The organism is Campylobacter sp. CCS1377, assembly GCF_040008265.1.
In the GTDB taxonomy this organism is placed as follows: Bacteria; Campylobacterota; Campylobacteria; order Campylobacterales; family Campylobacteraceae; genus Campylobacter_D.
In genome coordinates this window covers 1,618,775-1,640,821 of record NZ_CP155620.1, presented here as the reverse complement: position 1 = coordinate 1,640,821, position 22,047 = coordinate 1,618,775, and the positions used below count along the sequence as shown (strand labels likewise).

Genomic DNA, 22,047 nt, shown 5'->3' with positions numbered 1-22,047 from the left:
TAATTTTTAATGATTTTTTTATATAATTAAATTTTTTAATTGTTTTTAAGGCTAATTAATGATAGATGTAATGCAAATTCAAAAAATTCTACCTCATCGCTACCCTTTTCTACTTGTCGATAAAATCACAGATTTAAAAGTTGGAGAAGTAGTTAGAGGATATAAAAATATTAGCATAAGCGATCAAGTTTTTATGGGACACTTCCCAGATCATCCAATTTATCCAGGAGTGCTTATCTTGGAAGGTATGGCGCAAACGGGTGGAGTTTTGGCCTTTGAAAGTATGGATGATAAAGTCGATCCAAAAAGTAAGGTGGTATATTTTACAGGTATAGATGGAGCTAAATTTAGAAGCCCTGTAAGAGTTGGCGATAGACTTGATTATGAAATGTGTGTAGTTAAAAATCGTGGAAATTTATGGATTTTTAAAGGTCAAGCTTTTGTGGATGGGAATTTAGTTGCAGAAGCAGAGCTTAAAGCAATGATAGTGGATAAATAATGAAGCAAATTCATCCAAGCGCAGTGATTGAAGATGGAGCTATAATAGGCGATGATGTAGTTATCGAAGCTTATGCTTATGTAAGCAAGAATGCAAGAATTGGCAATGAAGTTATTATTAAGCAAGGCGCTAGAGTATTACCAAATGTTAGCATAGGTGATAATTCTAAGATATTTTCCTATGCGATAGTAGGTGATATTCCTCAAGATATTTCTTATAAAAATGAGCAAAAAAGTGGGGTTGTTATAGGTAAAAATGCCACTATTAGAGAATTTGTGACTATAAATTCAGGTACAGCTAAAGGTGATGGTTTTACTAGAATTGGCGATAATGCCTTTATAATGGCGTATTGTCATATCGCGCATGATTGTCTTTTGGGGGATAATATCATCATGGCAAACAATGCTACCTTAGCAGGTCATGTGGAACTTGGTTCTTATTCTGTTGTAGGTGGACTTACTCCTATCCATCAATTTGTCAGAGTAGGTGAAGGTTGTATGATAGCAGGAGCAAGTGCTTTATCGCAAGATATAGTACCTTTTTGTTTGGCTGAAGGAAATCGTGCGAGTATTAGGAGTTTAAATTTGGTAGGAATTCGTCGCCGTTTTGATAAAAGTGAAGTTGATATTTTAAGTAAAGCCTTTAGATTTTTATTTAGACGAGGAAATATTAAAGATAATGCCTTGAATTTATTAGAAAATACTTCGAGTGAGAATGTAAAAAAAATGTGTCAATTTATTTTAGAAACAAAAAGAGGAATTCCTATTTATAAGGAAAGAAATAATGGTTAAAAGATGTAGTTTTTGCAATGAAATTGAAAGCGATGAGAGAAGAATTTTAACTAATGATTATGATAATGCTTTTATTTGCGAATATTGCGTGCAAGGTGCTTATAATTTAATTTATGGAGAAGAAGAGCCTAAGCAAAATGATGAATACACGCCAAAGGATTTTTCTAGCATCACTCCAAAGGAGCTCAAAGCGCATTTAGATAAGTATGTAATAGGGCAAGATAGAGCTAAAAAAATCTTTAGCGTAGGGGTTTATAATCACTATAAAAGACTTTTTAGAGCAGATTTAGAAGACGATGATACCGAACTTTTTAAGTCAAATATTTTACTTATTGGTCCTACAGGAAGCGGAAAAACATTACTTGCGCAAACTTTGGCTAAATTCTTAGATGTACCTATAGCCATTTGCGATGCGACTTCTTTAACAGAAGCAGGTTATGTAGGAGAAGATGTGGAGAATATCTTAACGCGTTTGTTACAAGCTGCAGATGGAGATGTACAAAGAGCACAAAAAGGTATAGTTTTTATTGATGAGATTGATAAAATTGCTAGAATGAGTGAAAATCGTTCCATCACTCGTGATGTAAGTGGTGAAGGCGTGCAACAAGCCTTGCTTAAAATTATCGAAGGAAGCTTAGTTAATATACCACCAAAAGGTGGTAGAAAACATCCAAATCAAGATTTTATACAAATTGACACTTCGAACATTTTATTTGTATGTGGTGGCGCTTTTGATGGACTTGAAACTATACTAAAACGCAAACTTGGCGATAAGGTGGTTGGATTTTTTGATGATAAAAACAAAGAAAGCAATAAGGCTTTACTGGAAAAAATTGAACCTGATGATTTAGTGCATTTTGGACTTATTCCGGAGCTTATTGGTAGATTACATGTGATTGCATCTTTAAATGAGCTAAATGAAGATGACATGGTGCGAATTTTAACAGAACCTAAAAATGCGATTATTAAGCAATATCAAAAGCTTTTTACCATCGATGGAGTGAGATTAAAATTTGAAGACGATGCTTTAAGAGAAATTGCAAGACTTTCTTTGGAGAGAAAAACTGGAGCAAGAGGGCTTAGAAGCATTATAGAAGAGATAATGGTGGATTTGATGTTTGAACTACCAGAATACAAAAATTATGATATTATCATCACAAAAGATGTAGTAAGTAAAGGCGCAAAGGCTTTATTGATTAAAACACAAACAAAACAAAAAGGTGCAGTATGATATTAGATCAGCTTATAGGTTTTTTTTCTAGTGATATGGGTATAGATTTAGGAACGGCTAATACTTTGGTATTGGTTAAAGACAAGGGCGTAGTAATTAACGAGCCTTCGGTTGTGGCTATTGAAAGAGAGAAATACGGTGGGAAAGTAAGAATTCTTGCCGTAGGTAAAGAAGCAAAAGATATGGTGGGCAAAACCCCAGGAAATATTGAAGCTATTCGTCCTATGAAAGATGGCGTTATTGCTGATTTTGATATGACTGAAAAAATGATCCGCTATTTTATAGAAAAAACACACCGCAGAAAAAGCTTTTTACGTCCTAGGATTATCATTTCAGTGCCGTATGGTTTAACTCAAGTGGAAAGAAAGGCTGTAAGAGAAAGTGCTTTAAGTGCAGGGGCTAGAGAGGTATTTTTGATTGAAGAACCTATGGCGGCAGCTATTGGAGCAAATTTACCTATACAAGAACCTAAAGGAAATTTAGTTGTAGATATTGGTGGTGGAACAACTGAAATTGGCGTGATTTCTTTGGGCGGACTTGTGATTTCAAAATCTATTCGTACAGCCGGCGATAAATTTGATATGAGTATAGTTAATTATGTCAAAGAAAAATACAATCTTGTTATAGGTGAGAGAACAGGTGAAGAAATTAAAATTACAATTGGTTCAGCTGTGCAACTTACCAAAGAATTATCTATGATAGTAAAAGGACGCGATCAAGTTAGCGGACTTTTGAGTCGTATAGAGCTTACAAGTGAAGATGTAAGAGAGGCTATGAGAGAGCATTTAAAAGAAATTGCCGATGCTTTAAAAACAGTACTTGAAATGATGCCGCCTGATTTAGCAAGTGATATAGTAGAAAATGGCGTGGTTTTAACAGGTGGTGGAGCTTTGATCCGTGGGCTTGATAAGTATTTATCTGAAATTGTCAAACTTCCTGTTTATATTGCAGATGAACCTTTGCTTGCAGTTGCAAAAGGCACAGGTAAAGCTTTGGAGGAAATTTCATTATTGCAGCAATTAACAAATGAAGAATAAAATTCGTAATGTTTTAATTTTATCTTTTTTAGTATTTATTTCTTTTTATTATGGGGGAGTGATTAAGAAAAATATTTTAAATACCAATGATGTTGTGATTACAAGCTTTTATGACTTCATTGAGTATTTAAAAAATAAATTTAATGAGCATTTCGATCAAGCCGATGAGATTCGAAATTTGCGAAGTGAAAATGAAGAGCTTAGAAAAACAAGTATTTTAGTATCTTCGCTTAGTAATGATTTAAATCAAATTCTAGAAGATAGAAATTCTAGTCAATATTTTCCTAAAGTGTCTTTAGTTAGAGCGATTTCGTATGTGCAAGTGGGTGATTATAAAAAGGTGTGGCTTAATTCTTTTATTAGAGAGCATGATAGAAATAGGGGACTGATTTATAAAGGCTACACAGCAGGTATTGCGATCAATAAAGAAGATCGACTAATGGGTCTATTACAAGGCGATGAGCAATGCGTTTTTTCTGTGTATATAGGTAAAGATCGTCTGCCTGGTTTGGTACAAGGACAAAATGATAGGGCTATGGTTAAATTTATTCCCAAATGGGCAAAGGTTCAAGTCGGTGATGAGGTTGTAACTAGTGGCTTAGATGAGATATTTTTCCCTGGAGTTCCTGTGGGTAAAATTACAAAAATTATAGATGAAGATATGTATCAAGTTGCTTATATAGAACCTTATGCAAAAATCAATACCCCAGCTTATCTTTATATGGTTGAAAGTTTTTAAAATTTAATCATATTTTATTTTTAAGTTCCAAGCTTAAAACCTTTGTAAAAAGATTTCCATAAATAGTTTTTTCATCTATAATTTTACAACTTTGCAAAAGATCAAAATCTTCTTTTAAGCAATACAACAAAATTTCCATAATAATGCTTGCATCTTTAGGATCTATATGAGTAGGGCATTCTTTTGCATTAGTATAATGATGGTGTATTTTTCTTATAAGCATTGTGTTACGAATTTCTATAATCAACATTTCAAGCGGGGCTTTAAAAAACATAGAATTTTCTTTAATATTAATAGAAAGATAAAACATATCAAGCCCATAAATTTTCTTATCATAAGAATCAAAGAAATATAATGATTTATTCAAATTATCTTTAAAAGTATGTATCATAAGTTCTAAAATTTTGATTTTTTGTTCTTTGGTGTAGAAATTTCCTATAGGGGAAAAGCAAAATTCAAGTAAAGACTTAATCGAATACCACTCGCTAGCTCCAAAAGAATAAGCTCGCATTTTTTCTCCGCGTTTGGAGCGAAAAATTTTAGTTTCCTCATTGTCAATATCTTTATAGATAAAAGGCACAATAAAATCTCTATAAGCGGGATTTGGAAAGGCAGGATGAAGTATCAAAGAACCCTCATTTTCGTTCTCAAAAATATATTTTAAACCACCGATATATCCTTCATCAATAATACGAATTTCATCATTTTTAATATTGTTTAAAAGTTGATAAAAATCAAAGTCTTTACTGTCCCAGATTTCGATGGGATAGCGAAAAACTTCACAAATTTTTTCTTTTACCTTACCATCTAATTCTTTTTTTGTATTTTTTTCAAGCCAATTTGCTATTGTTCTGCGATCTTTTTCCAAAACTGTTGCAAATTTACTCATACTTAAGCCAGATTTTTTAAAAATTTCTGATAATTTATCAAGAGAGCTAAGCATTTTGAATTCTTTGGGCAGATATAATTACTTTATGTAACATTTTTATGATTTATTCCTTTTTTATTTTGTAGATTTTTGAAAAAATTTTAACAAATAATTAAACAAAAATATAAAAAATGCACAAAAAATATACATAAATTATCAAAGCAGTTTAAAATTTATACATTATGTAACAAAATAAAGCATTTAATTTTTTTTTCAAAAGCTTTATAATGCAAATTCAACATTACAAGAAAGGAAAATCATGGGCAGTGTTTATGAACAAACTTATCAAGAGTCCTTAGCTACTCCTGAAAAATTTTGGGCTGAAGCAGCAAAAAAAGTCCATTGGTACAATGAGTGGGATAAAGTACTTGATGATAGTGATGGGCATTATAGATGGTTTGTAGGTGGATGTATGAATACTTGCTATAATGCACTTGATTTGCACATTCACAATGGTAGAGGCGATCAGCTTGCTTTGATCTATGATTCACCAGTTACAGATACGAAGAAAAAATATACTTATAAACAACTTAGAGATCGTGTAGCAAAAGTAGCAGGAATTTTAGCAAATAAAGGCGTGGTTAAAGGAGATCGTGTTGTTATTTATATGCCTATGATACCTGAGGCTGTTATTGCTATGCTTGCTTGTGCAAGGCTTGGGGCAATTCACAGTGTGGTATTTGGAGGTTTTGCAGCGCATGAACTTGCTACAAGGATAGAAGATGCCAAACCGCGTGTTGTGATTAGTGCAAGCTGTGGTATTGAAGTGAGTAATATTATAGAGTATAAACCTATTTTAGACGAAGCAATTAAAAAAAGTTCTCATAAACCTACAACTTGCTTGATTTGGCAACGCCCACAATATAGAGCTAATATGCTTCCTTGGCGTGATGTAGATTGGGAAAGCGAAGAAGAAAAAACAAGAGGGGTTGATCCTGTTCCTGTTTTGGCAACAGATCCGCTTTATATACTTTATACCTCAGGAACTACAGGTTCTCCAAAAGGCGTGATTCGATCTAATGGCGGACATTCTGTTGCGATGAAATGGTCGATGGATAATATCTATAATGCAAAAGCTGGAGATGTATTTTTTACAGCTTCAGATGTAGGTTGGGTTGTAGGACACTCTTATATAGTTTATGGACCTTTGATGAATGGTTGCACCACTATTGTATATGAGGGAAAACCTGTCAGAACGCCTAATCCTTCAGCATTTTGGAGAATTATAGATGAGTATAAAGTTAATGTGCTTTTTTCAGCTCCAACAGCTTTTAGAGCGATTCGAAGAGAAGATCCAAAAGCAGAATGGCTTAAGAAATTTAATCTTGAAAGCTTAAAAGCGATTTTTGTAGCAGGGGAGCGATGTGATAGTGATACTTTAAAATGGATACAAAAAGTAACCAAAAAACCTGTTGTGGATAATTGGTGGCAAACTGAAACAGGTTGGGCAATCGCGGCAAATCCTATGGGTTTAGATCCTCAAGTAATTAAAGCAGGAAGTCCAACAAAACCTATGCCAGGCTTTAATCTTAAAGTTTTAGATGAAAATGGCAAGGAGCTTGGAGCTGGAAAAAAAGGTGCTTTATGTCTTAAACTTCCTTTACCTCCTGCTTGTTTGATGGGAATTTGGGAAAATGACGAAAGATATCGTAGAGGGTATTTAGATCAATTCCCAGGATATTATTTAACCGGAGATACTGGCTATATTGACAAAGAAGGTTATGTTTATGTTTTAGGCAGAATGGATGGCATTATCAATGTCGCAGGGCATAGACTATCAACAGGCGAAATGGAAGAGATTATCTCTAAGCATCCTGATGTTGCAGAGTGTGCGGTAATTGGCGTAAATGATGAATTAAAAGGCGAACTTCCTATGGGCTTTATCGTGCTAAAAAATGGAATCGAAAGAGATCATAGAGGCATAGTAGAAGGCGTGGTTGCTTTGGTGCGTCAAGAAATTGGTGCGGTGGCTGCTTTTAAAATTGCTACTGTGGTTGATGCTTTGCCAAAAACAAGAAGTGGAAAAATTTTGCGTAAGAATTTAAGAGAAATTGCAGATGGCTTGCCTTTGCAAATTCCAGCCACTATAGAAGATGAAAAAGTTTTAAAAAATTGTGAAAAAGCAATTAATGCTTTAGGCTATCCAAAAAACAAAGGAGAGAAATAAAATGAGTGCAGGAAAAAAATTTAAAGAATTGGTTAAAACAAATAAGCCCTTGATGATAGTAGGTGCAGTTAATGCGTATTCAGCTTTGCAAGCTACAAAAATAGGGCATAAAGCTCTTTATCTATCAGGAAGTGGTGTGGCAAGTGCGAGTTATGGCTTGCCTGATCTTGGCATTATCGCACTTGAAGAAGTTTGCATTGATGTTAGACGCATTTGCTCAAGAGTGGATACTCCTTTGCTTGTTGATGCAGATACAGGCTTTGGTGGAGCTTTTAATATAGCAAGGACTATTAAGGAATTAATCCGCGCAGGTGCAGCAGCCGCACACATTGAAGATCAAGTCGCACAAAAAAGATGCGGACATCGTCCAAATAAAGAGCTTGTAAGCACAGAAGAAATGTGCGATCGCATTAAAGCAGCTATGGATGCTAAAATCGATCCTGATTTTGTTGTTATGGCAAGAACAGATGCACATGCCATTGAAGGACAGCAAAGAGCTATTGAAAGGGCTTTAGCTTATGTTGAAGCAGGGGCTGAAATGATTTTTGCAGAAGCCATTCATACTTTAGAAGAATACGAGCAATTCACAAAAGTGATTAAAGTGCCGGTTTTGGCTAACATCACTGAATTTGGAAAAACTCCTTATTTTAGCACCGATGAGCTTGCTAAGGTTGGCATTTCAATGGTGCTTTATCCTTTAAGCGCAAATCGTGCGATGAATAAAGCTGCAGTGCAAGTTTATGAAAGCATATTAAAAAATGGACATCAAAAAGAAGTCTTAGATATCATGCAAACAAGAGAAGAGCTTTATGAAATGCTTGATTATTATGCTTATGAGAAAAAATTAGATGATTTATTTAAAAGGAGTGCTAAATGAGTGTAAGTGAAGCAAAGAAAAAACAAGGCGGATTAGCAGGAGTTATTGCGGGGCAAAGTGCAATTTGTACTTGTGGACTTGGAAATGGGCTAAATTATCATGGATATGGCATAGAAGAATTAGCACAGAATGCAGAGTTTGAAGAAGTGGCTTACTTGCTTCAATTTGGAGAATTACCAAACGCAAAAGAATTAGAAAATTACAAAACAAAAATCATTGCTCAAAGAGCTTTGAGTGAGAATTTAAAAAGTGTTTTAAAGGCTATTCCAAAAGAAGTTCATCCTATGAATTTAATGCAAGCAGCTGTTGCAGCATTAGGAGCTTTAGAAGGTGAAAATGAAGATTTTAGCAACCAAGATGAAAAAATCATCAGACTTTTAGGAATTTTACCAAGTGTGCTTTGCTATTGGCATCACTGGGTGAATTCTGGCAAGGAAATTGATTTTGACTCTAAACAAACAAGCATAGCGGGATATTTTTTAGAAAAATTAAAACTTGAGAGCCCAAAAAAAGACTTTATCAAGGCTATGCAGTGTTCATTAATCCTTTATGCAGAGCATGAATTTAATGCTTCGACTTTTACAGCTAGAATTTGTGCTTCAACAAAAAGTGATATTTTTAGTGCAGTTGCTGCGGCTATTGGGGCTTTAAGAGGGCCTTTGCATGGTGGAGCAAATGAAGCGGCTATGCATTTGATACAAAGTTTTAACAGTGTTGAAGATGCCATTAAGGGCGTGAATGAAAAATTGGAAAATAAAGAGCTTTTAATGGGCTTTGGTCACCGTGTTTATGGACTTGGAGGCGATCCTAGAAATGCACTTATTAAAGTATGGAGTAAGCATTTAGGGGGCGATAATTTATTGTTTAAAATCAGCGAAGCTATAGAAGCTTTGATGAAAGAAAAACGCCCAAGTTTGCCGCCAAATGCGGATTTTTATAGTGCTTCAGCTTATCATTTTATGGGAATTCCGACTGAGTATTTTACGCCGATTTTTATTATGAGTCGCGTAAGTGGTTGGTGCGCACACATTAAAGAGCAAAGAGCAAACAATAAACTCATTCGCCCGAGTAGCGAATATATAGGCGTTGAACCAAGAAAATTTGTAAAAATTCAAGACAGATAAGGAGAAAAAATGAGTGATATGGGAATTTTAGAGGCAAAACGCCCTGAATTTGATGAACTTTTGACAAAAATTGCAAAATATGCTGATGAATTTGAAATCACAAGTGATTTGGCTTTAGAAACGGCTAGATATTGTTTAATGGATACTATAGGTTGTGGGCTTTTAGCGCTTAAATATCCTGCTTGCACTAAGCTTTTAGGGCCAAGTGTTGAAGGGGCTGAATTTAGACCTTTAGGTGCAAAAGTATTTGGAACTTCTTATCAATTAGAGCCAATCCGCGGGGCTTTTAATGTGGGTGCTATGGTAAGGTTGAACCAAGAAAATTTGTAAAAATTCAAGACAGATAAGGAGAAAAAATGAGTGATATGGGAATTTTAGAGGCAAAACGCCCTGAATTTGATGAACTTTTGACAAAAATTGCAAAATATGCTGATGAATTTGAAATCACAAGTGATTTGGCTTTAGAAACGGCTAGATATTGTTTAATGGATACTATAGGTTGTGGGCTTTTAGCGCTTAAATATCCTGCTTGCACTAAGCTTTTAGGGCCAAGTGTTGAAGGGGCTGAATTTAGACCTTTAGGTGCAAAAGTATTTGGAACTTCTTATCAATTAGAGCCAATCCGCGGGGCTTTTAATGTGGGTGCTATGGTAAGATGGCTTGATTTTAATGATACATGGCTTGCAGCTGAATGGGGACATCCAAGTGATAATTTAGGTGCGATTTGGGCGGTAGCTGATTATGTAAGTCGTAAAAATATCTCTGAGGGAAAAGAGCCTTTGAAAGTAAAATGTGTGTTAGAAGCTATGATAAAAGCTCATGAAATTCAAGGAGTTTTGGCACTTGAAAATTGCTTTAATAAAGTAGGAATGGATCATGTTTTACTTGTAAGAATAGCAAGTACTGCAGTAGCTGCAAAGCTTTTGGGTTGTAATTTTGAAGAAATTCGCAATGCCATTTCTCATGCCTTTATTGATGGCGGAGCTTTAAGAACTTATCGTCACGCGCCAAATACAGGTAGTAGGAAAAGTTGGGCAGCAGGTGATGCTTCAAGTCGCGGGGTGGATCTTGCTTTAAAAGCTAAAACAGGAGAGATGGGCTATCCATCAGCTTTAAGTGCTAAATTTTGGGGTTATGAAGATGTGAAAATGAAAGGACAAAAACTCACTATTCCTCAAGAATTTGGCTCTTATGTAATGGAAAATGTTTTGTTTAAAATTTCTTTCCCAGCTGAATTTCACGCACAAACCGCAGTAGAAGCAGCTTTGGCCTTACATGATGAGGTAAAAGATCGTTTGGATCAAATAGAAAAAATCATCATCACAACTCAAGAATCAGGCCATCGCATCATCAATAAAGTAGGTGAGCTTGCAAACCCTGCTGATAGAGATCATTGTATCCAGTATATGGTCGCTGTGCCGCTTATATTTGGACGTTTAAATGCAGATGATTATGAAGATAGTGTTGCAAGCGATGAAAGAATTGATGCTTTAAGAGCTAAAATGCAAGTAGAAGTGGATGATCGCTATACAAAAGAGTATTTAGAAAGTGATAAAAGAAGCATAGCTAATGCCGTGCAAGTTTTCTTTAAAGATGGCACAAGCACAAAAAAAGTCGAAGTTGAATACCCTATAGGACATAAAAGACGCAGAAATGAAGGAATCCCTCTTTTAATCGCCAAATTTAAAGCCAATCTTGCTACGCGTTTAAGTCCAAAACAATGCGAAAAAATCATGCAAATTTGCGAAGATCAAAAAAGCTTAGAGCAAATGAATTTTAACGAATTTAGCGATCTTTTTTGGATGGGTTAAGGTAGACACAAGACTATTTTAGTCTTGTGTTTAATATAGTTAATATAATGAATAATTTTTAGGATTAAAATGTTATTTGAAAAAGCTATTCTAAAAGAATTTAAAATACTTTATAAACTTGATAACTATCATGGAATTTTTGCTGTATTATAAGATTTTTGGTAAATTACTTTGATAATAGTCATTTCTTGTTTTATGCAAAACATTTTTATGTATTTATTTGCAGTTTTATTTATTGGCATGGGACAAAGGGCTTTAGCGACTATTTTGCATGAGTCAGCCCATAGAATATTGCAAAAAATAGAAAATTAAATGATTTTTTAGGTAAATATCCAAGCGGATATCTTATTTTTCAGACTTTTGAAAAATACAGACAAAGTCATGTTATTAAACATCATGGTTTTTTAGGAATTGAAAATAAAGATCCTGATTATGATTTTTATATACAATCAAAGCTTTTTGCTTCCCGTTCTTTAAAAGAATTTATTTTTAGGCACCTTATCTTGCCTTTGTTTTTGGGTAAGACTTTTGATTTTATTTCTTATCTTATAAGAAATCGCTTGGGTGATTTTAAGGATAAAGAAATTAAATATCTTATTTTATTTTGGATTGCTATTTTTGGTATTTGTTTTTATGTTAATGTTCTTGATATTTTGTTAATGTATTGGTTTGTGCCTTTACTTACAAGTTTTCCTATGGTAGGACATTTTATAGAGATGGCAGAACATTTTCCTATTATAAAAAACAAAAGAGAAATAGAAAAATCTTGGAATAGATTTGGCAATAAAATTGAATTATTTTTTACTGGCTTACATAAGGAAAATTATCATTTAATCCGCCATTTGTTTGCAAATATTCCTTTTTGGAATTTAGATAAAGCTCATAATATTTTATGTAAAAATGAAGAATACAGACTTTTAAACTCTAATATGGGAGGTATTTTTAGCTCTTCAAATAAAGCTTCCTCTCTATGAAAAAAATAATTAAAAAGGAGCTTAAAATATGCTAAAAAATCCTAAATTTCAAGCTTTCTTTTTTGCTTTTTTAGCCGCTATATTTAACGCTTTTGTTGGAATTTTTAGCGTTTTTCTTTTTAGAAAAGGTTTTATGAGTTTTGAAGTAGCTTTTTATAAATGTTTTGTGGCTAGTTTGATTTTGTTTGCGATTTTAATTTATATGAGAAAATTGGGTGCTTTGCTAGTTTTTATCAAACAGAAAATTTTCACACTTTTACTTCTTGCTTTTTTTGGATTTTTTATGCTTTATCATTTTGAGAGTGCTGCTTATACAAGTATAAGTGTGGCTAATGTAGTTTTTGTGCTTTTTGGTGTGGGGATGATTATCGCTTTTATTTGTGAAGCATTGGATGCTAAACGCTTTTTTCATTTAAATGAGCTTTTGGCTATGGTTTTTACACTTTTGGGGCTTTGGATGATTTTTTTGGCTGAAGGTGGAACTTTGGAAAATTTCACTCATTTAAAAGGCCTGATAAATGCTATTTTAGCAGGACTTGGTTATGCTTTATTTTTGTTTTTTACTAGAAAATTAAAACTGGGTTTTGGATTAATTCCTCTTTGTGCTTTGCTTTTTATAGGAAGTTTGTATTTGAGCATTCCTTTGTTTGGAGCAAATTTAAATCTTAATTTTTCTTTAGAGAGTTTTATCTTAATTTTAGCTTTGGCGTTTTTGCCTACTATAGGTGGATTTTACTGCACTACTAGAGCCTTAAGTTTTGCAAAGTCAAATTCAGTCCAGCTTATAGAACTTAGTGAGCCTTTATTTGCTATGCTTTTTGGGTTTTTATTTTTGGCTCAAAGTATTTCATTTTTGCAAATTTTAGGTGGAGTTTTTATACTTTTTGCTATTTTTATCCACTAAATATCAATTTAAATTTAATGTAAATGAGAAATTGTTTTAATGTATTACATTTTTAAAATATTTTGTATTATTTATATAATATTAAATTCATTATAAATCTGTTTTATATACTAAAATTTAGTTAATAAAATAAATATTTTAAATTTTTTAACATTTTTTAATTAAAAATGTTACAAATTTATACATTTTTAATTAAAAATTTTTATTTTTAATGAATTTTTCTATCTGTAAAGATAAATTATTGCTAATATTCGAACAGATTATCACGGTAATAAAATACATTAAATAAGCAAAAATAAATTACGAATATTTTAAAGGATATCAAATATTGATTAAAAAATACAAAATAAAAACTTTAGCAATAAAATTATGCGAACGCTTGCAAAAACCAAAATGGCTTTTAATTTCAGTTTTTATGCAGTCTATGATCGTGGCAATAATGGCATTTGTTGTAGAGATATTACTTGGGACGCAAGTTATTGATTATTTACAGGTCCCATTCTAAAAAGCAAATTTGAAATGAATTTTTGGATATTTTCTATGTATTGATTGACTTTCATGCTAAAAATAATATTCTTAATGTTTTTCACTTTATAGTAACCATTTTCATTGCCATTTAATTTGCAGAGATTTTCTTGATATTTTTTTTGCAATTTTTAAAAGATAAATAGACTTAGCCAGATCTTTTTTAGAATCTATATCCACTGCCATATCGCAAACATCATAATATCTGGCTTTACAAGATTTATAAAAAAGTTTTTGGGGTAAATCAATTAAATTCTATGTCGATAAACATAGGTTTGCCACTTGATAAATTGGCTAACTTGTTTAACATATCATTTTTGTTAAATAATTCCACCCAGCCTTGTGCGAAGCAAAGTTTTGTATTTTTTTCACAAAGCTTAGAGCTTAATTCTTTAGCTTTTATCAAATCTTTTTTCACATCTCCCCATGCATACCCATAAGCAAGTCCTGCGTAAATGATATCATGTCCTTGTTCGCAACCTTTTTGGGCTAAGAGAATTGTCGAGTTTATATCTTTTTTATCAAGTTTAGAAATATGTAATCTACTAAAGCAATACTTGAGTTGTGATCTAAAAAATATTAGTTGTGATCTAAAAAATATTGTAAATTGCTTTGATAAGTTTTTTCATCTAAATCTTTTAAATACTTAAATTTTATGTAATTAACTTTTGCACAAGATTCTAATCTTCCTAATTTGCAAGCTTTTTGCGTGAGTAATAAAGCTTTGTTTAAATCTAAAGAAGTCTTACGCCCATTTGAAATTCTGAACCCAAATTTCCACAAGCACTGGCGTTGTTTTCTAAGCATTCTTTTTGAAAAAGGCTTAAATTCTCATCAAAAAATATTCCCCATTTGGAGCAAAGACAAAATTTTCTTTTAAATTTTCATCCACAAATTTTTCAATGCCTAAATTTTCTTTTATATTTTGAGGTAAATCACTAGCTAGAGCGCAAATTTGATAAAAAATATTATTAAAAAAAGATAGAATTTGGATTTTTTCACTTATTTTTCCTTATAAAATAAAAATGATAGCAAAATAAAAGTGAAATTTGTATAAAATTTTAGAGTGCAAAAAACACTCTAATAAAATCAGTTTTTCTTTTTAAATATCTTATAAAGCGGACAATAGCTATAAACCGCACTTAATAAAGGAAATAAAGCTACAACCCACCACCAGCTTTGGCACACAAAGCCAAAAAAGAAAAACCAAATTGCTGCGATTATTAATCTTATTGTTTTATCAAAATTACTCATTTTTAACCTTTCTTATGCTTTAGCATTTATCATAGCTTTCATTACCATTGGTTTCATCAAATAAACTTTAACAAACCAATTCATCCAGCTTTCTCTTGTTGCACCCATACATTCTAAAGTCGGAGCTGTGCCTTCATAATCAAATTCAACCATCACGGCTTTTCCGTATCTTGTAAGCAAAGGACAAGCAGTGTAGCCACTAAATTTGGCAGTGAGTTCCTTGCCTTGTAAATGCGAAAGTATGTTTGCGCCAATTACTGGGTATTGCTTTCTAATACTTGCGCCTGTTTTTCCTTTAGGAACTCCGGCACAATCGCCTATGGCAAAGATATTATCGTATTTTTTGTGTTGCAAGGTGTATTGATCCACATCAACCCAGTTTCCTTCTACATCGCCTTTGCTAACCCCAAGTCCTGCTTCGCTAATAATTGGAGTTGTAATCATTCTAGGTATGACAAATAAATAATCAAATTTACTCTCAAATCTTTCTCTAGCAACCTTTTTAATCCCATTTTCACTATAAGGCATAAGCTTATCAAAAATAGCGATATTATTTTTAGTATCAACTTCAACGAGCAAATGTTGTTTTAAATAAGGCATTTTTCTTTCTATATAAAATTGCTCTATCATCATAGCGTGAGCTGGGCTTGAAAGCATGGAATTTCCACCCACGCAAAGTAGCATTTCAACTTTATCTCTTGAATTTTCTTTCACAGCTAAATCTTCAAGTAAAAAATTCACTTTTTTATTTGCCCCACCGCATTTAATCGCAGTATTTGGTTCTGCAAATACAGCTCTTCCGCCATTTTTTACAAGTTTTTGTATAAAATCTCTTGCTTTTACAGCTCCATTGACAGTATAAATGCTTGTGATATTTGAATTTGGATCGTGTATGGTATTAAGATCAAGTCCTTTTACCTTTTCAAATTCATAATGCACGCCTGTTGCGATGATGAGGTAATCATAGTTGTATTCTGCATTTGTTTCAGTTTTAAGCTTATTTTGCTTAGGTTCTATTTTACTGATATCTTCTTTAATCCAAGTAATGCCATCTTGAATGAGATCGGCTTTATTATACTCCACATCTTCTTTTGTGTAAATTCCAGCCGCAATCAAAGTAAAACCTGGCTCATAATACATGGTTTCTTTTTTGTCAAAAAGTGTGATTGAAGCACGAGGTAGAATATCCTTTAAATGTGCTGACATGGTAATGCCTCCAAGTCCAGCTCCAATGATAGCAATTTTTGGTGCAAAAGAATTTTCTGCCTTAACTTGTTTTGGTAAAATCACATTACTAGCTCCTAATGTGGCAACTCCGCCAAGTCCCATAAGTTTAAGTAAAGCTCTACGATTTTTTTGGTGAGAATCTTTCATGAGTCATCCTTTATATTTGAAAGTAATTCATTTTACTTATATTTAATTTTTATTGATGTGATAAAGTTACAAAATAAGAAAATAGTTGTTTTGAATTTGGAATTTAAATTTTTGGAACTTTTTTTGCTTTTCTCGTATTAAGATAATAGATTAAAGGATTAATCAATGAGAATTGCACTTGTTTTTGCATTTTTTACCTTGAGTGTTTTTGGGGTGCAAATTAAAGATGTAGCAAATACAGTAGGCGTTAGGGATAATCAACTCATAGGATATGGTTTGGTTGTTGGACTTAATGGAAGTGGCGATGGGACTAGTTCTAAATTCACCCTACAATCCATTTCAAATTTACTTCAAGGAATGAATATCAAAGTCAATCCTAATGATATCAAGTCAAAAAATACAGCCGCAGTAATGGTAACGGCAAAGCTTCCAGCCTTTGCAAAATCAGGAGATAAGCTTGATATCGTCGTTTCGTCTATGGGCGATGCAAAATCTTTGCAAGGTGGGACACTTTTACTGACAGCATTGCGCGGAATTGATGGGGAAATTTATGCTATTGCGCAAGGTTCTCTTTCTATTGGCGGTTTGAGTGCTAGACCAGGAGGAAATGGGGGAAATCACTCCACTGCTGCAACTGTTTTAGGTGGAGCACATGTAGAAAGAGAAATCATGCAAAATTTTGAAAACAATGATTTAACTTTAAGTCTTAAAAATGCAGATTTTAAAACAGCAAGTGATATTGAGAGAGTTTTAAATGCTATGTTTGAAGATGGTGTTGCAAAGGCTGTGGATTCAAGAACGATAAAACTTAAAAAACCTGAAGATCTTTCAGCGGTAGAATTTATGGCAAGGGTTTTAGAGCAAGACATTGCATATACTCCAGAAAGCAAAGTCATTATTGATGAAAGAACAGGGACAGTTATCGCAGGAGTGGATATAGAAGTGGAGCCAGTGCTTATTACGCATAAGGATATTACTATAAAAGTAGACCCTAATATTGCAACACTTGATGCCACGCAAGGAATGGATATGAAAGATGGTGGAATGATAGATCCTGCGTCAAATATGTTAAGAATCAATACACCAAAAACCACAGTGGCAAATATCGCAAGAATGCTAAATAAGCTAGGTGCTACGCCAAATGATATTATCGCGATTATGGAAAATTTAAAAAGAGCAGGCGCGATTAATGCAGAACTCGAGGTTATTTGATGAGAGTAGATAATTTTTTAGCAACTTATAATGCGAATAATCCTTTGTTGGAAAATGTGGCAAAAAATTCTTCAAGTTTGCAAGCAGTGAAAAATTATGCAAGTGTAAAGTATAAAGTTAATGAAAATGAAGTGGTTGCAAATTCTGATTATGATAAGGCTTTAAAGGAGCAAACTGATGCTTTTGAGGCCTTTTTGATTAAAAGTGTGCTAGATGTTTCACTTAAAGAAAAGGCTTCACTTTTTGGCAAAGATGCTAGTGATGAAATTTATTCATCTATGTATAATGATACTATGAGTAAGGCTTTAAGCGGCGGACTTGGCTTTTCTAAATTATTATTTGATTTTTTGAAAGAAAGGAGTTAAATTTTTTAAGTTTTAGCCGATCTTGTTGCTAGGATAAAGATTGAAGGAGAAAAAATGATAAATCCAATTAAACAAGGCTATGCGACAGGCATTGCGGTGAATAATGCAGACAGTAAAAACAAACAAACAAAAACTAATGAAACTCAAAAAATGGAAAGCGATAGTAGGGTTTCTAAAATTGCAGAGCAGATTAAAAATGGAACTTATAAAATTGATTTAAGTGCTACAGCTACTGCAGTTGCGGATTCTTTACTCTAAATCCCTTCTCCCTTTTTTGAGCAAATTTAATTAAGGGAGAAATTTATGATTAAACAATACTTAGACACGGCAAATTCTATTCTTGAAAAGCTTATTAAGCTTACAGAAAGCGATATTAATGATATACAAAATGCCAAACATGAAAATGTTGCTAAAAGCGTAGAAGAAAAAAATAAACTCATTGCAGAGTTTCAGCTTGCAAAAAAGCAGCTTGATGATGAATTAATAAGACTTAATAATAGCAATCCTAAAGGTTTTATAGAGCTTTTAGATGATGAAGATAAGACTAAATTGGCTGAGTTAAAACAAAATCTTCAAACCCTACATAGTAAAAATAAAGAATATGCTAAATTTGTACTTATTGTGAAAGATTTTTTTGATGGTTTGTTAAACACCATGTTTGAAAATGGAAATGGAATGAATAATGCTTATGGAGATAAGAAAACAGAATTGGAATCTCTTTTTAAAATTAATGTTTAAACGAAGGAGCGAAAATGAGTATTTTTTCTAGTTTATATACAGGAGTTTCAGGACTTAATGCCGCTGAAATTCAAATTGCAACCACAGGAAACAATATTTCAAATGCTAATAGCACTTTTTATACGCGTCAAAGGGTGGTACAAACAACAGGTGGATATATTACTACGCCAGGTGGTGCACAAGTAGGAACGGGAACTTCCATAGAAACTATAGTGCGCCTTCATGATGAACATGCTTATTGGAAATTAAAAAACGCCACCACTCAACTTGAATATACACAGTATATGGGAGATGTTTTAAAAGAAATCAGTCAGCGCTTTCCAGATGTTCAAACTACCGGTATTTTAAAAGATTTAGAAAATTATAATAAAGCGTGGAATGATTTTGCATCAAACCCTAATGAATCTGCCACAAAAATAGCTCTTGTAGAGGCTACAAAAACTCTAACACAAAATATCAATAACACTTTTTCAAATTTAAATCAAATTCAAAAGAAAATGAATGATGATATTAAAATGACTGTTGATGAGATCAATAAAATTGGTTCAGAAATTGCAAAAATCAACAAGCAATTAAATGGAGAAGAAATTTTAAAAAGTGAAAGAGCCAATGAATTAAGAGATAGAAGAGATGAGCTAGAACTTCAGCTTTCTAAACTGGTTGATGGGGTTGCATCTAAAAATAAAATCACTCAAGATAGTTCGCTTGATTCTACTATTACAGATGGTGGAAAGTATTATAATCTTAGCATCGAAGGTATGACTTTGGTTGATGGCGATAGCTTTCATCCTTTAGAGCTTGAATTTGACAATCAACAAGAATCTTATAGCATACTTTATAAGATGAGTGATGAGAAGGTTATTGACTTAACCGGTAAATTAAAAGGTGGAAAATTAGGCGCACAACTTGATTTGCGTGGAAGATATTATGATCAAACTGAAAATAAATATACTGATGGTATGATACAAGAATACAAAGATATGCTTGATACTTTCGCAAAGACTTTAATCACGCAAACTAATAATATTTACGCTTCATCTGCAACCGAAGGAAAGGTTTCTGATCCTTTGAAAGGTTTGTCGCGTGATTTTCCATTGATGAGCTATGATAAAAATTTACAAGCAGGAACTTTTGATATAGTGGTTTATGATGCTTCCGGTAAGGAAGTAGGCACAAAAAGTATTACTATTAATGAAAATACTACGATGGAGTCCTTGCTTGCGCAAATTAATGCAGACACTGATGATAATGGTGACAACAACAATACTAATGATGTTGACGATTTTTTAAGTGCTTCATATAATTATGATGCAAAAACCGGTAGCGGAACTTTCCAGCTTAGTCCAAAAAATGGACATAGAATTGCAATAAAAAGTAATGATACAAATTTTGCTGGAGCTTTAAATATTGGAGGTTTTTTTAGCGGAAATGATGCAAGTTCTATTAAGGTAAATTCAAACATTGAAAATAATCCTGATAGCTTAAAAGCAAGTTCTAATGGGGTTGATGGAAATAACGATGTTGCAAATGCTATAGTGCAACTTCAGTATGAAAAAGTGAATTTTTATAATGAAGACGGTACGGTGAGCAATTTAACTATGGAGGAGTATTACCGAAAATTCACAGGACAAATTGCAAGTGATGGTGAAAATAACAATATAGTTCATTCAAGCAATGCAACGCTTTATAATTCTGTTTATGGCGAGTACCAGTCAAAAACAGGTGTGAACACTAATGAAGAATTAGCAGCCTTAATCCAATACCAATCAAGTTATGGCGCAGCAGCTAAGATTGTCTCAACTGTGGATCAAATGCTTGAAACCTTACTTGGAATCAAGTCTTAATTTTAACTTTGAAATTTGCTCTATGAGTCGATAGGGCAAATTTTATATTTAAATACAAATGCAAAATTTCAATCAATTAAAAAAAGAACTCGATCGATTAGCAAATGAGAAAAACATTATCCAAGCTCTTTTTGATGCACCCGATCCTTTGCAAATAGCCAAACGCCATAATGATGAATTTATTGCTTTAATTTGTGCTTTATTTGCTTATGGAAATGCTAAAAATATAGTGAATTTTTTAAACAAGCTTGATTTTTCTTTGCTAAATTTAAGCCAAAATCAAATTCAAAAAGAGTTAAAAAACTTAAAATATCGCTTTCAAAACGAAGAGGATATCACGCAGATTTTCATTACCTTTTCAAGATTAAAAAACGAAATTTCGCTTAATGAACTTTTTACCAAGCCTTATGAAAAAAGACAAAATATCACAGATTCTATACTAGCATTTATGCAAAAAATCAAGACTTTAAATTCATATTCAAGCTATGGTTATGACTTTTTCTTTAGTAAAATTTGGCAAAACACCCCCACTTCGCCACTTAAACGCTACAATATGTATTTAAGATGGATGGTTAGAAAAGATGAGCTTGATCTTGGGCTTTTTACAAAAATTGATAAAAAGGATTTGCTCATACCCCTTGATACGCATACACATAAAGTTTCATTAGAACTTAAGCTTTTAAAGCGTAAGATTTATGATTTTAAAAGTGTTTTAGAACTCACGCAAAAATTAAAAGAATTTGATCCAAATGATCCTGTAAAATACGATTTTGCACTTTATCGTTTGGGGCAAAGTAAGCAAGATTTAAAATAAAAAACTTATAATACACAAAAATTAAAAGGTTTAAAATGCAAACCATTCTTTCGCAACTTAATGAGCTTGAAACATTTTATTATTTTGTCTTATTTTTTATCGCGATTTTTGCTGGATTTATTGATTCTATTGTTGGCGGAGGAGGGCTTATTACATTACCTGCTTTACTAGCTTGTGGCATAGCGCCGCATTTGTCAATCGCCACAAATAAGCTTCAAAGCGTTTTTGGCTCTTTTACTGCGGCAATGACCTATTATAAATCCACTACCATTAAGCATTTGGCTTGGGGTGTGACTTTCACTGCGCTTGGAGCAGCTTTAGGGGCTTATAGTGTTTTGCTTATTAATTCTGAATACCTAAAGCTTATCATTTTGATTTTTCTAACTTTAACCTTTCTTTATACAGCTTTAAAGCCAAATTTGGGGAGATTTCCTACTAAGGCAAAGATAAAAAATATCAAAATTTTTCATATCATTTGTGGTTTTACTTTGGGATTTTATGATGGATTTTTAGGACCTGGAACGGGTTCGTTTTGGATTTTTGCTTGTGTGATGTTACTTGGTTTTAATATGAAAGATGCAAGTATGAATACCAAAATCTTAAATTTTTCAAGCAATATAGTTGCTCTAATCATCTTTTTATGGCGTTATGAAGTGCTTTGGCTTGTGGGTTTTTTGATGGGTTTTGGGCAAATTATTGGCGCGTATTTGGGCTCAAAACTTGTTTTAAAAACTCAAGGAAATTTCATTAAAAAATTATTTTTATTTGTTGTGGGTGCAACTATTGTAAAAGTTGCTTGGGATTTTTTTCGTTAAAATTTGGAATTTAATGGGTTAAAT

At 32.9% G+C, this 22,047-nt stretch carries 23 protein-coding genes and 1 pseudogene; 19 read left to right on the top strand and 5 right to left on the bottom strand.

Going from position 1 to position 22,047, the window contains the following annotated elements:
- Positions 1-58: 58 nt before the first annotated feature.
- Genes fabZ through mreC form a run of 5 tightly spaced genes read left to right on the top strand, consistent with a single transcriptional unit; the run spans position 59 to position 4,297 of the window.
- Positions 59-499, top strand: a complete 441-nt coding sequence (gene fabZ / locus AAH949_RS08240) for a 3-hydroxyacyl-ACP dehydratase FabZ (RefSeq protein WP_134237805.1) — start codon at positions 59-61, stop codon at positions 497-499.
- Entirely contained in the window at positions 499-1,290 is a 792-nt protein-coding gene (gene lpxA / locus AAH949_RS08235; protein WP_348518477.1) for an acyl-ACP--UDP-N-acetylglucosamine O-acyltransferase, read from the top strand. The genes fabZ and lpxA overlap by 1 nt, the downstream gene beginning before the upstream one ends.
- Positions 1,283-2,521, top strand: coding sequence for an ATP-dependent Clp protease ATP-binding subunit ClpX (gene clpX, locus AAH949_RS08230; RefSeq protein WP_348518476.1), 1,239 nt, complete (start codon positions 1,283-1,285; stop codon positions 2,519-2,521). Before lpxA ends, clpX begins: the two co-directional genes overlap by 8 nt.
- The gene (locus tag AAH949_RS08225) at positions 2,518-3,558 is read left to right on the top strand and encodes a rod shape-determining protein (RefSeq protein ID WP_134237808.1); all 1,041 of its coding nucleotides are present in this window, start codon (positions 2,518-2,520) and stop codon (positions 3,556-3,558) included. Before clpX ends, AAH949_RS08225 begins: the two co-directional genes overlap by 4 nt.
- Complete coding sequence (mreC, locus tag AAH949_RS08220; protein ID WP_134237809.1) at positions 3,548-4,297, top strand: rod shape-determining protein MreC; 750 nt, start codon at positions 3,548-3,550, stop codon at positions 4,295-4,297. The genes AAH949_RS08225 and mreC overlap by 11 nt, the downstream gene beginning before the upstream one ends.
- Before the next feature lie 7 nt (positions 4,298-4,304).
- Here mreC and AAH949_RS08215 read toward each other — a convergent pair whose 3' ends face one another.
- Complete coding sequence (locus tag AAH949_RS08215; protein WP_348518475.1) at positions 4,305-5,240, bottom strand: hypothetical protein; 936 nt, start codon at positions 5,238-5,240, stop codon at positions 4,305-4,307.
- A 244-nt stretch (positions 5,241-5,484) separates the two neighbouring features.
- On the opposite strand from AAH949_RS08215, the gene AAH949_RS08210 reads away from it, so the two are divergent.
- The 7 genes and pseudogenes from AAH949_RS08210 (at position 5,485) to AAH949_RS08180 (ending at position 13,082) form a co-directional block, all read left to right on the top strand.
- The gene (locus tag AAH949_RS08210; protein ID WP_134237811.1) at positions 5,485-7,392 is read left to right on the top strand and encodes a propionyl-CoA synthetase; all 1,908 of its coding nucleotides are present in this window, start codon (positions 5,485-5,487) and stop codon (positions 7,390-7,392) included.
- 1 nt (position 7,393) lies between these two features.
- Positions 7,394-8,269, top strand: a complete 876-nt coding sequence (gene prpB / locus AAH949_RS08205) for a methylisocitrate lyase (RefSeq protein WP_348518474.1) — start codon at positions 7,394-7,396, stop codon at positions 8,267-8,269.
- Entirely contained in the window at positions 8,266-9,393 is a 1,128-nt protein-coding gene (locus AAH949_RS08200) for a citrate/2-methylcitrate synthase (RefSeq protein WP_348518473.1), read from the top strand. The genes prpB and AAH949_RS08200 overlap by 4 nt, the downstream gene beginning before the upstream one ends.
- Before the next feature lie 9 nt (positions 9,394-9,402).
- Positions 9,403-9,702: pseudogene (locus AAH949_RS08195) on the top strand (MmgE/PrpD family protein); the annotation flags it as partial.
- A gap of 47 nt (positions 9,703-9,749) precedes the next feature.
- Positions 9,750-11,204 (top strand): 2-methylcitrate dehydratase, encoded by a 1,455-nt coding sequence (gene prpD, locus AAH949_RS08190; RefSeq protein WP_348518472.1) that lies wholly within the window; start codon positions 9,750-9,752, stop codon positions 11,202-11,204.
- A gap of 290 nt (positions 11,205-11,494) precedes the next feature.
- Positions 11,495-12,178, top strand: a complete 684-nt coding sequence (locus AAH949_RS08185; protein WP_348519153.1) for a fatty acid desaturase family protein — start codon at positions 11,495-11,497, stop codon at positions 12,176-12,178.
- 28 nt (positions 12,179-12,206) lie between these two features.
- Positions 12,207-13,082: a DMT family transporter gene (locus AAH949_RS08180; RefSeq protein ID WP_348518471.1), complete on the top strand. Its 876-nt coding sequence runs from the start codon at positions 12,207-12,209 to the stop codon at positions 13,080-13,082.
- 769 nt (positions 13,083-13,851) lie between these two features.
- On the opposite strand, the gene AAH949_RS08175 is transcribed toward AAH949_RS08180, so the two are convergent.
- The 4 genes from AAH949_RS08175 to AAH949_RS08160 form a co-directional block, all read right to left on the bottom strand.
- Positions 13,852-14,025 carry a hypothetical protein gene (locus AAH949_RS08175; RefSeq protein ID WP_243832563.1) on the bottom strand — a complete coding sequence of 58 codons (174 nt, stop codon included), beginning with the start codon at positions 14,023-14,025 and terminating at the stop codon, positions 13,852-13,854.
- A gap of 161 nt (positions 14,026-14,186) precedes the next feature.
- Positions 14,187-14,414 (bottom strand): hypothetical protein, encoded by a 228-nt coding sequence (locus AAH949_RS08170; RefSeq protein ID WP_348518470.1) that lies wholly within the window; start codon positions 14,412-14,414, stop codon positions 14,187-14,189.
- A 282-nt stretch (positions 14,415-14,696) separates the two neighbouring features.
- Complete coding sequence (locus tag AAH949_RS08165) at positions 14,697-14,861, bottom strand: DUF2892 domain-containing protein (RefSeq protein ID WP_134237816.1); 165 nt, start codon at positions 14,859-14,861, stop codon at positions 14,697-14,699.
- Positions 14,862-14,873: 12 nt separating this feature from the next.
- Entirely contained in the window at positions 14,874-16,235 is a 1,362-nt protein-coding gene (locus tag AAH949_RS08160; protein ID WP_348518469.1) for an FAD-dependent oxidoreductase, read from the bottom strand.
- Between the two features lie 165 nt (positions 16,236-16,400).
- Between AAH949_RS08160 and AAH949_RS08155 the strand changes: the two genes are divergently transcribed.
- Genes AAH949_RS08155 through AAH949_RS08125 form a run of 7 tightly spaced genes read left to right on the top strand, consistent with a single transcriptional unit; the run spans position 16,401 to position 22,023 of the window.
- A complete protein-coding gene (locus AAH949_RS08155) occupies positions 16,401-17,447 on the top strand; it encodes a flagellar basal body P-ring protein FlgI (RefSeq protein ID WP_134237818.1) in 1,047 nt (348 codons plus the stop codon).
- Entirely contained in the window at positions 17,447-17,812 is a 366-nt protein-coding gene (locus AAH949_RS08150) for a rod-binding protein (RefSeq protein ID WP_348518468.1), read from the top strand. The genes AAH949_RS08155 and AAH949_RS08150 overlap by 1 nt, the downstream gene beginning before the upstream one ends.
- Before the next feature lie 54 nt (positions 17,813-17,866).
- Complete coding sequence (locus tag AAH949_RS08145) at positions 17,867-18,070, top strand: flagellar biosynthesis anti-sigma factor FlgM (RefSeq protein ID WP_134237820.1); 204 nt, start codon at positions 17,867-17,869, stop codon at positions 18,068-18,070.
- Between the two features lie 45 nt (positions 18,071-18,115).
- A complete protein-coding gene (gene flgN / locus AAH949_RS08140) occupies positions 18,116-18,550 on the top strand; it encodes a flagellar export chaperone FlgN (protein ID WP_134237821.1) in 435 nt (144 codons plus the stop codon).
- Positions 18,551-18,564: 14 nt separating this feature from the next.
- The gene (flgK, locus tag AAH949_RS08135; RefSeq protein ID WP_348518467.1) at positions 18,565-20,394 is read left to right on the top strand and encodes a flagellar hook-associated protein FlgK; all 1,830 of its coding nucleotides are present in this window, start codon (positions 18,565-18,567) and stop codon (positions 20,392-20,394) included.
- Between the two features lie 58 nt (positions 20,395-20,452).
- Positions 20,453-21,208 carry a TIGR02757 family protein gene (locus tag AAH949_RS08130; RefSeq protein WP_348518466.1) on the top strand — a complete coding sequence of 252 codons (756 nt, stop codon included), beginning with the start codon at positions 20,453-20,455 and terminating at the stop codon, positions 21,206-21,208.
- Positions 21,209-21,243: 35 nt separating this feature from the next.
- The gene (locus AAH949_RS08125; protein WP_134237824.1) at positions 21,244-22,023 is read left to right on the top strand and encodes a TSUP family transporter; all 780 of its coding nucleotides are present in this window, start codon (positions 21,244-21,246) and stop codon (positions 22,021-22,023) included.
- Positions 22,024-22,047: the final 24 nt, after the last annotated feature.

Excerpts from the sequence above, each read along its gene's own strand:
- fabZ (WP_134237805.1), top strand. The coding sequence starts at position 59 with ATGATAGATGTAATGCAAATTCAAAAAATTCTACCTCATCGCTACCCT.
- lpxA (WP_348518477.1), top strand. The coding sequence starts at position 499 with ATGAAGCAAATTCATCCAAGCGCAGTGATTGAAGATGGAGCTATAATA.
- clpX (WP_348518476.1), top strand. The coding sequence starts at position 1,283 with ATGGTTAAAAGATGTAGTTTTTGCAATGAAATTGAAAGCGATGAGAGA.
- AAH949_RS08225 (WP_134237808.1), top strand. The coding sequence starts at position 2,518 with ATGATATTAGATCAGCTTATAGGTTTTTTTTCTAGTGATATGGGTATA.
- mreC (WP_134237809.1), top strand. The coding sequence starts at position 3,548 with ATGAAGAATAAAATTCGTAATGTTTTAATTTTATCTTTTTTAGTATTT.
- AAH949_RS08215 (WP_348518475.1), bottom strand. The coding sequence starts at position 5,240 with ATGCTTAGCTCTCTTGATAAATTATCAGAAATTTTTAAAAAATCTGGC.
- AAH949_RS08210 (WP_134237811.1), top strand. The coding sequence starts at position 5,485 with ATGGGCAGTGTTTATGAACAAACTTATCAAGAGTCCTTAGCTACTCCT.
- prpB (WP_348518474.1), top strand. The coding sequence starts at position 7,394 with ATGAGTGCAGGAAAAAAATTTAAAGAATTGGTTAAAACAAATAAGCCC.
- AAH949_RS08200 (WP_348518473.1), top strand. The coding sequence starts at position 8,266 with ATGAGTGTAAGTGAAGCAAAGAAAAAACAAGGCGGATTAGCAGGAGTT.
- prpD (WP_348518472.1), top strand. The coding sequence starts at position 9,750 with ATGAGTGATATGGGAATTTTAGAGGCAAAACGCCCTGAATTTGATGAA.
- AAH949_RS08180 (WP_348518471.1), top strand. The coding sequence starts at position 12,207 with ATGCTAAAAAATCCTAAATTTCAAGCTTTCTTTTTTGCTTTTTTAGCC.
- AAH949_RS08170 (WP_348518470.1), bottom strand. The coding sequence starts at position 14,414 with ATGCTTAGAAAACAACGCCAGTGCTTGTGGAAATTTGGGTTCAGAATT.
- AAH949_RS08165 (WP_134237816.1), bottom strand. The coding sequence starts at position 14,861 with ATGAGTAATTTTGATAAAACAATAAGATTAATAATCGCAGCAATTTGG.
- AAH949_RS08160 (WP_348518469.1), bottom strand. The coding sequence starts at position 16,235 with ATGAAAGATTCTCACCAAAAAAATCGTAGAGCTTTACTTAAACTTATG.
- AAH949_RS08155 (WP_134237818.1), top strand. The coding sequence starts at position 16,401 with ATGAGAATTGCACTTGTTTTTGCATTTTTTACCTTGAGTGTTTTTGGG.
- AAH949_RS08150 (WP_348518468.1), top strand. The coding sequence starts at position 17,447 with ATGAGAGTAGATAATTTTTTAGCAACTTATAATGCGAATAATCCTTTG.
- AAH949_RS08145 (WP_134237820.1), top strand. The coding sequence starts at position 17,867 with ATGATAAATCCAATTAAACAAGGCTATGCGACAGGCATTGCGGTGAAT.
- flgN (WP_134237821.1), top strand. The coding sequence starts at position 18,116 with ATGATTAAACAATACTTAGACACGGCAAATTCTATTCTTGAAAAGCTT.
- flgK (WP_348518467.1), top strand. The coding sequence starts at position 18,565 with ATGAGTATTTTTTCTAGTTTATATACAGGAGTTTCAGGACTTAATGCC.
- AAH949_RS08130 (WP_348518466.1), top strand. The coding sequence starts at position 20,453 with ATGCAAAATTTCAATCAATTAAAAAAAGAACTCGATCGATTAGCAAAT.
- AAH949_RS08125 (WP_134237824.1), top strand. The coding sequence starts at position 21,244 with ATGCAAACCATTCTTTCGCAACTTAATGAGCTTGAAACATTTTATTAT.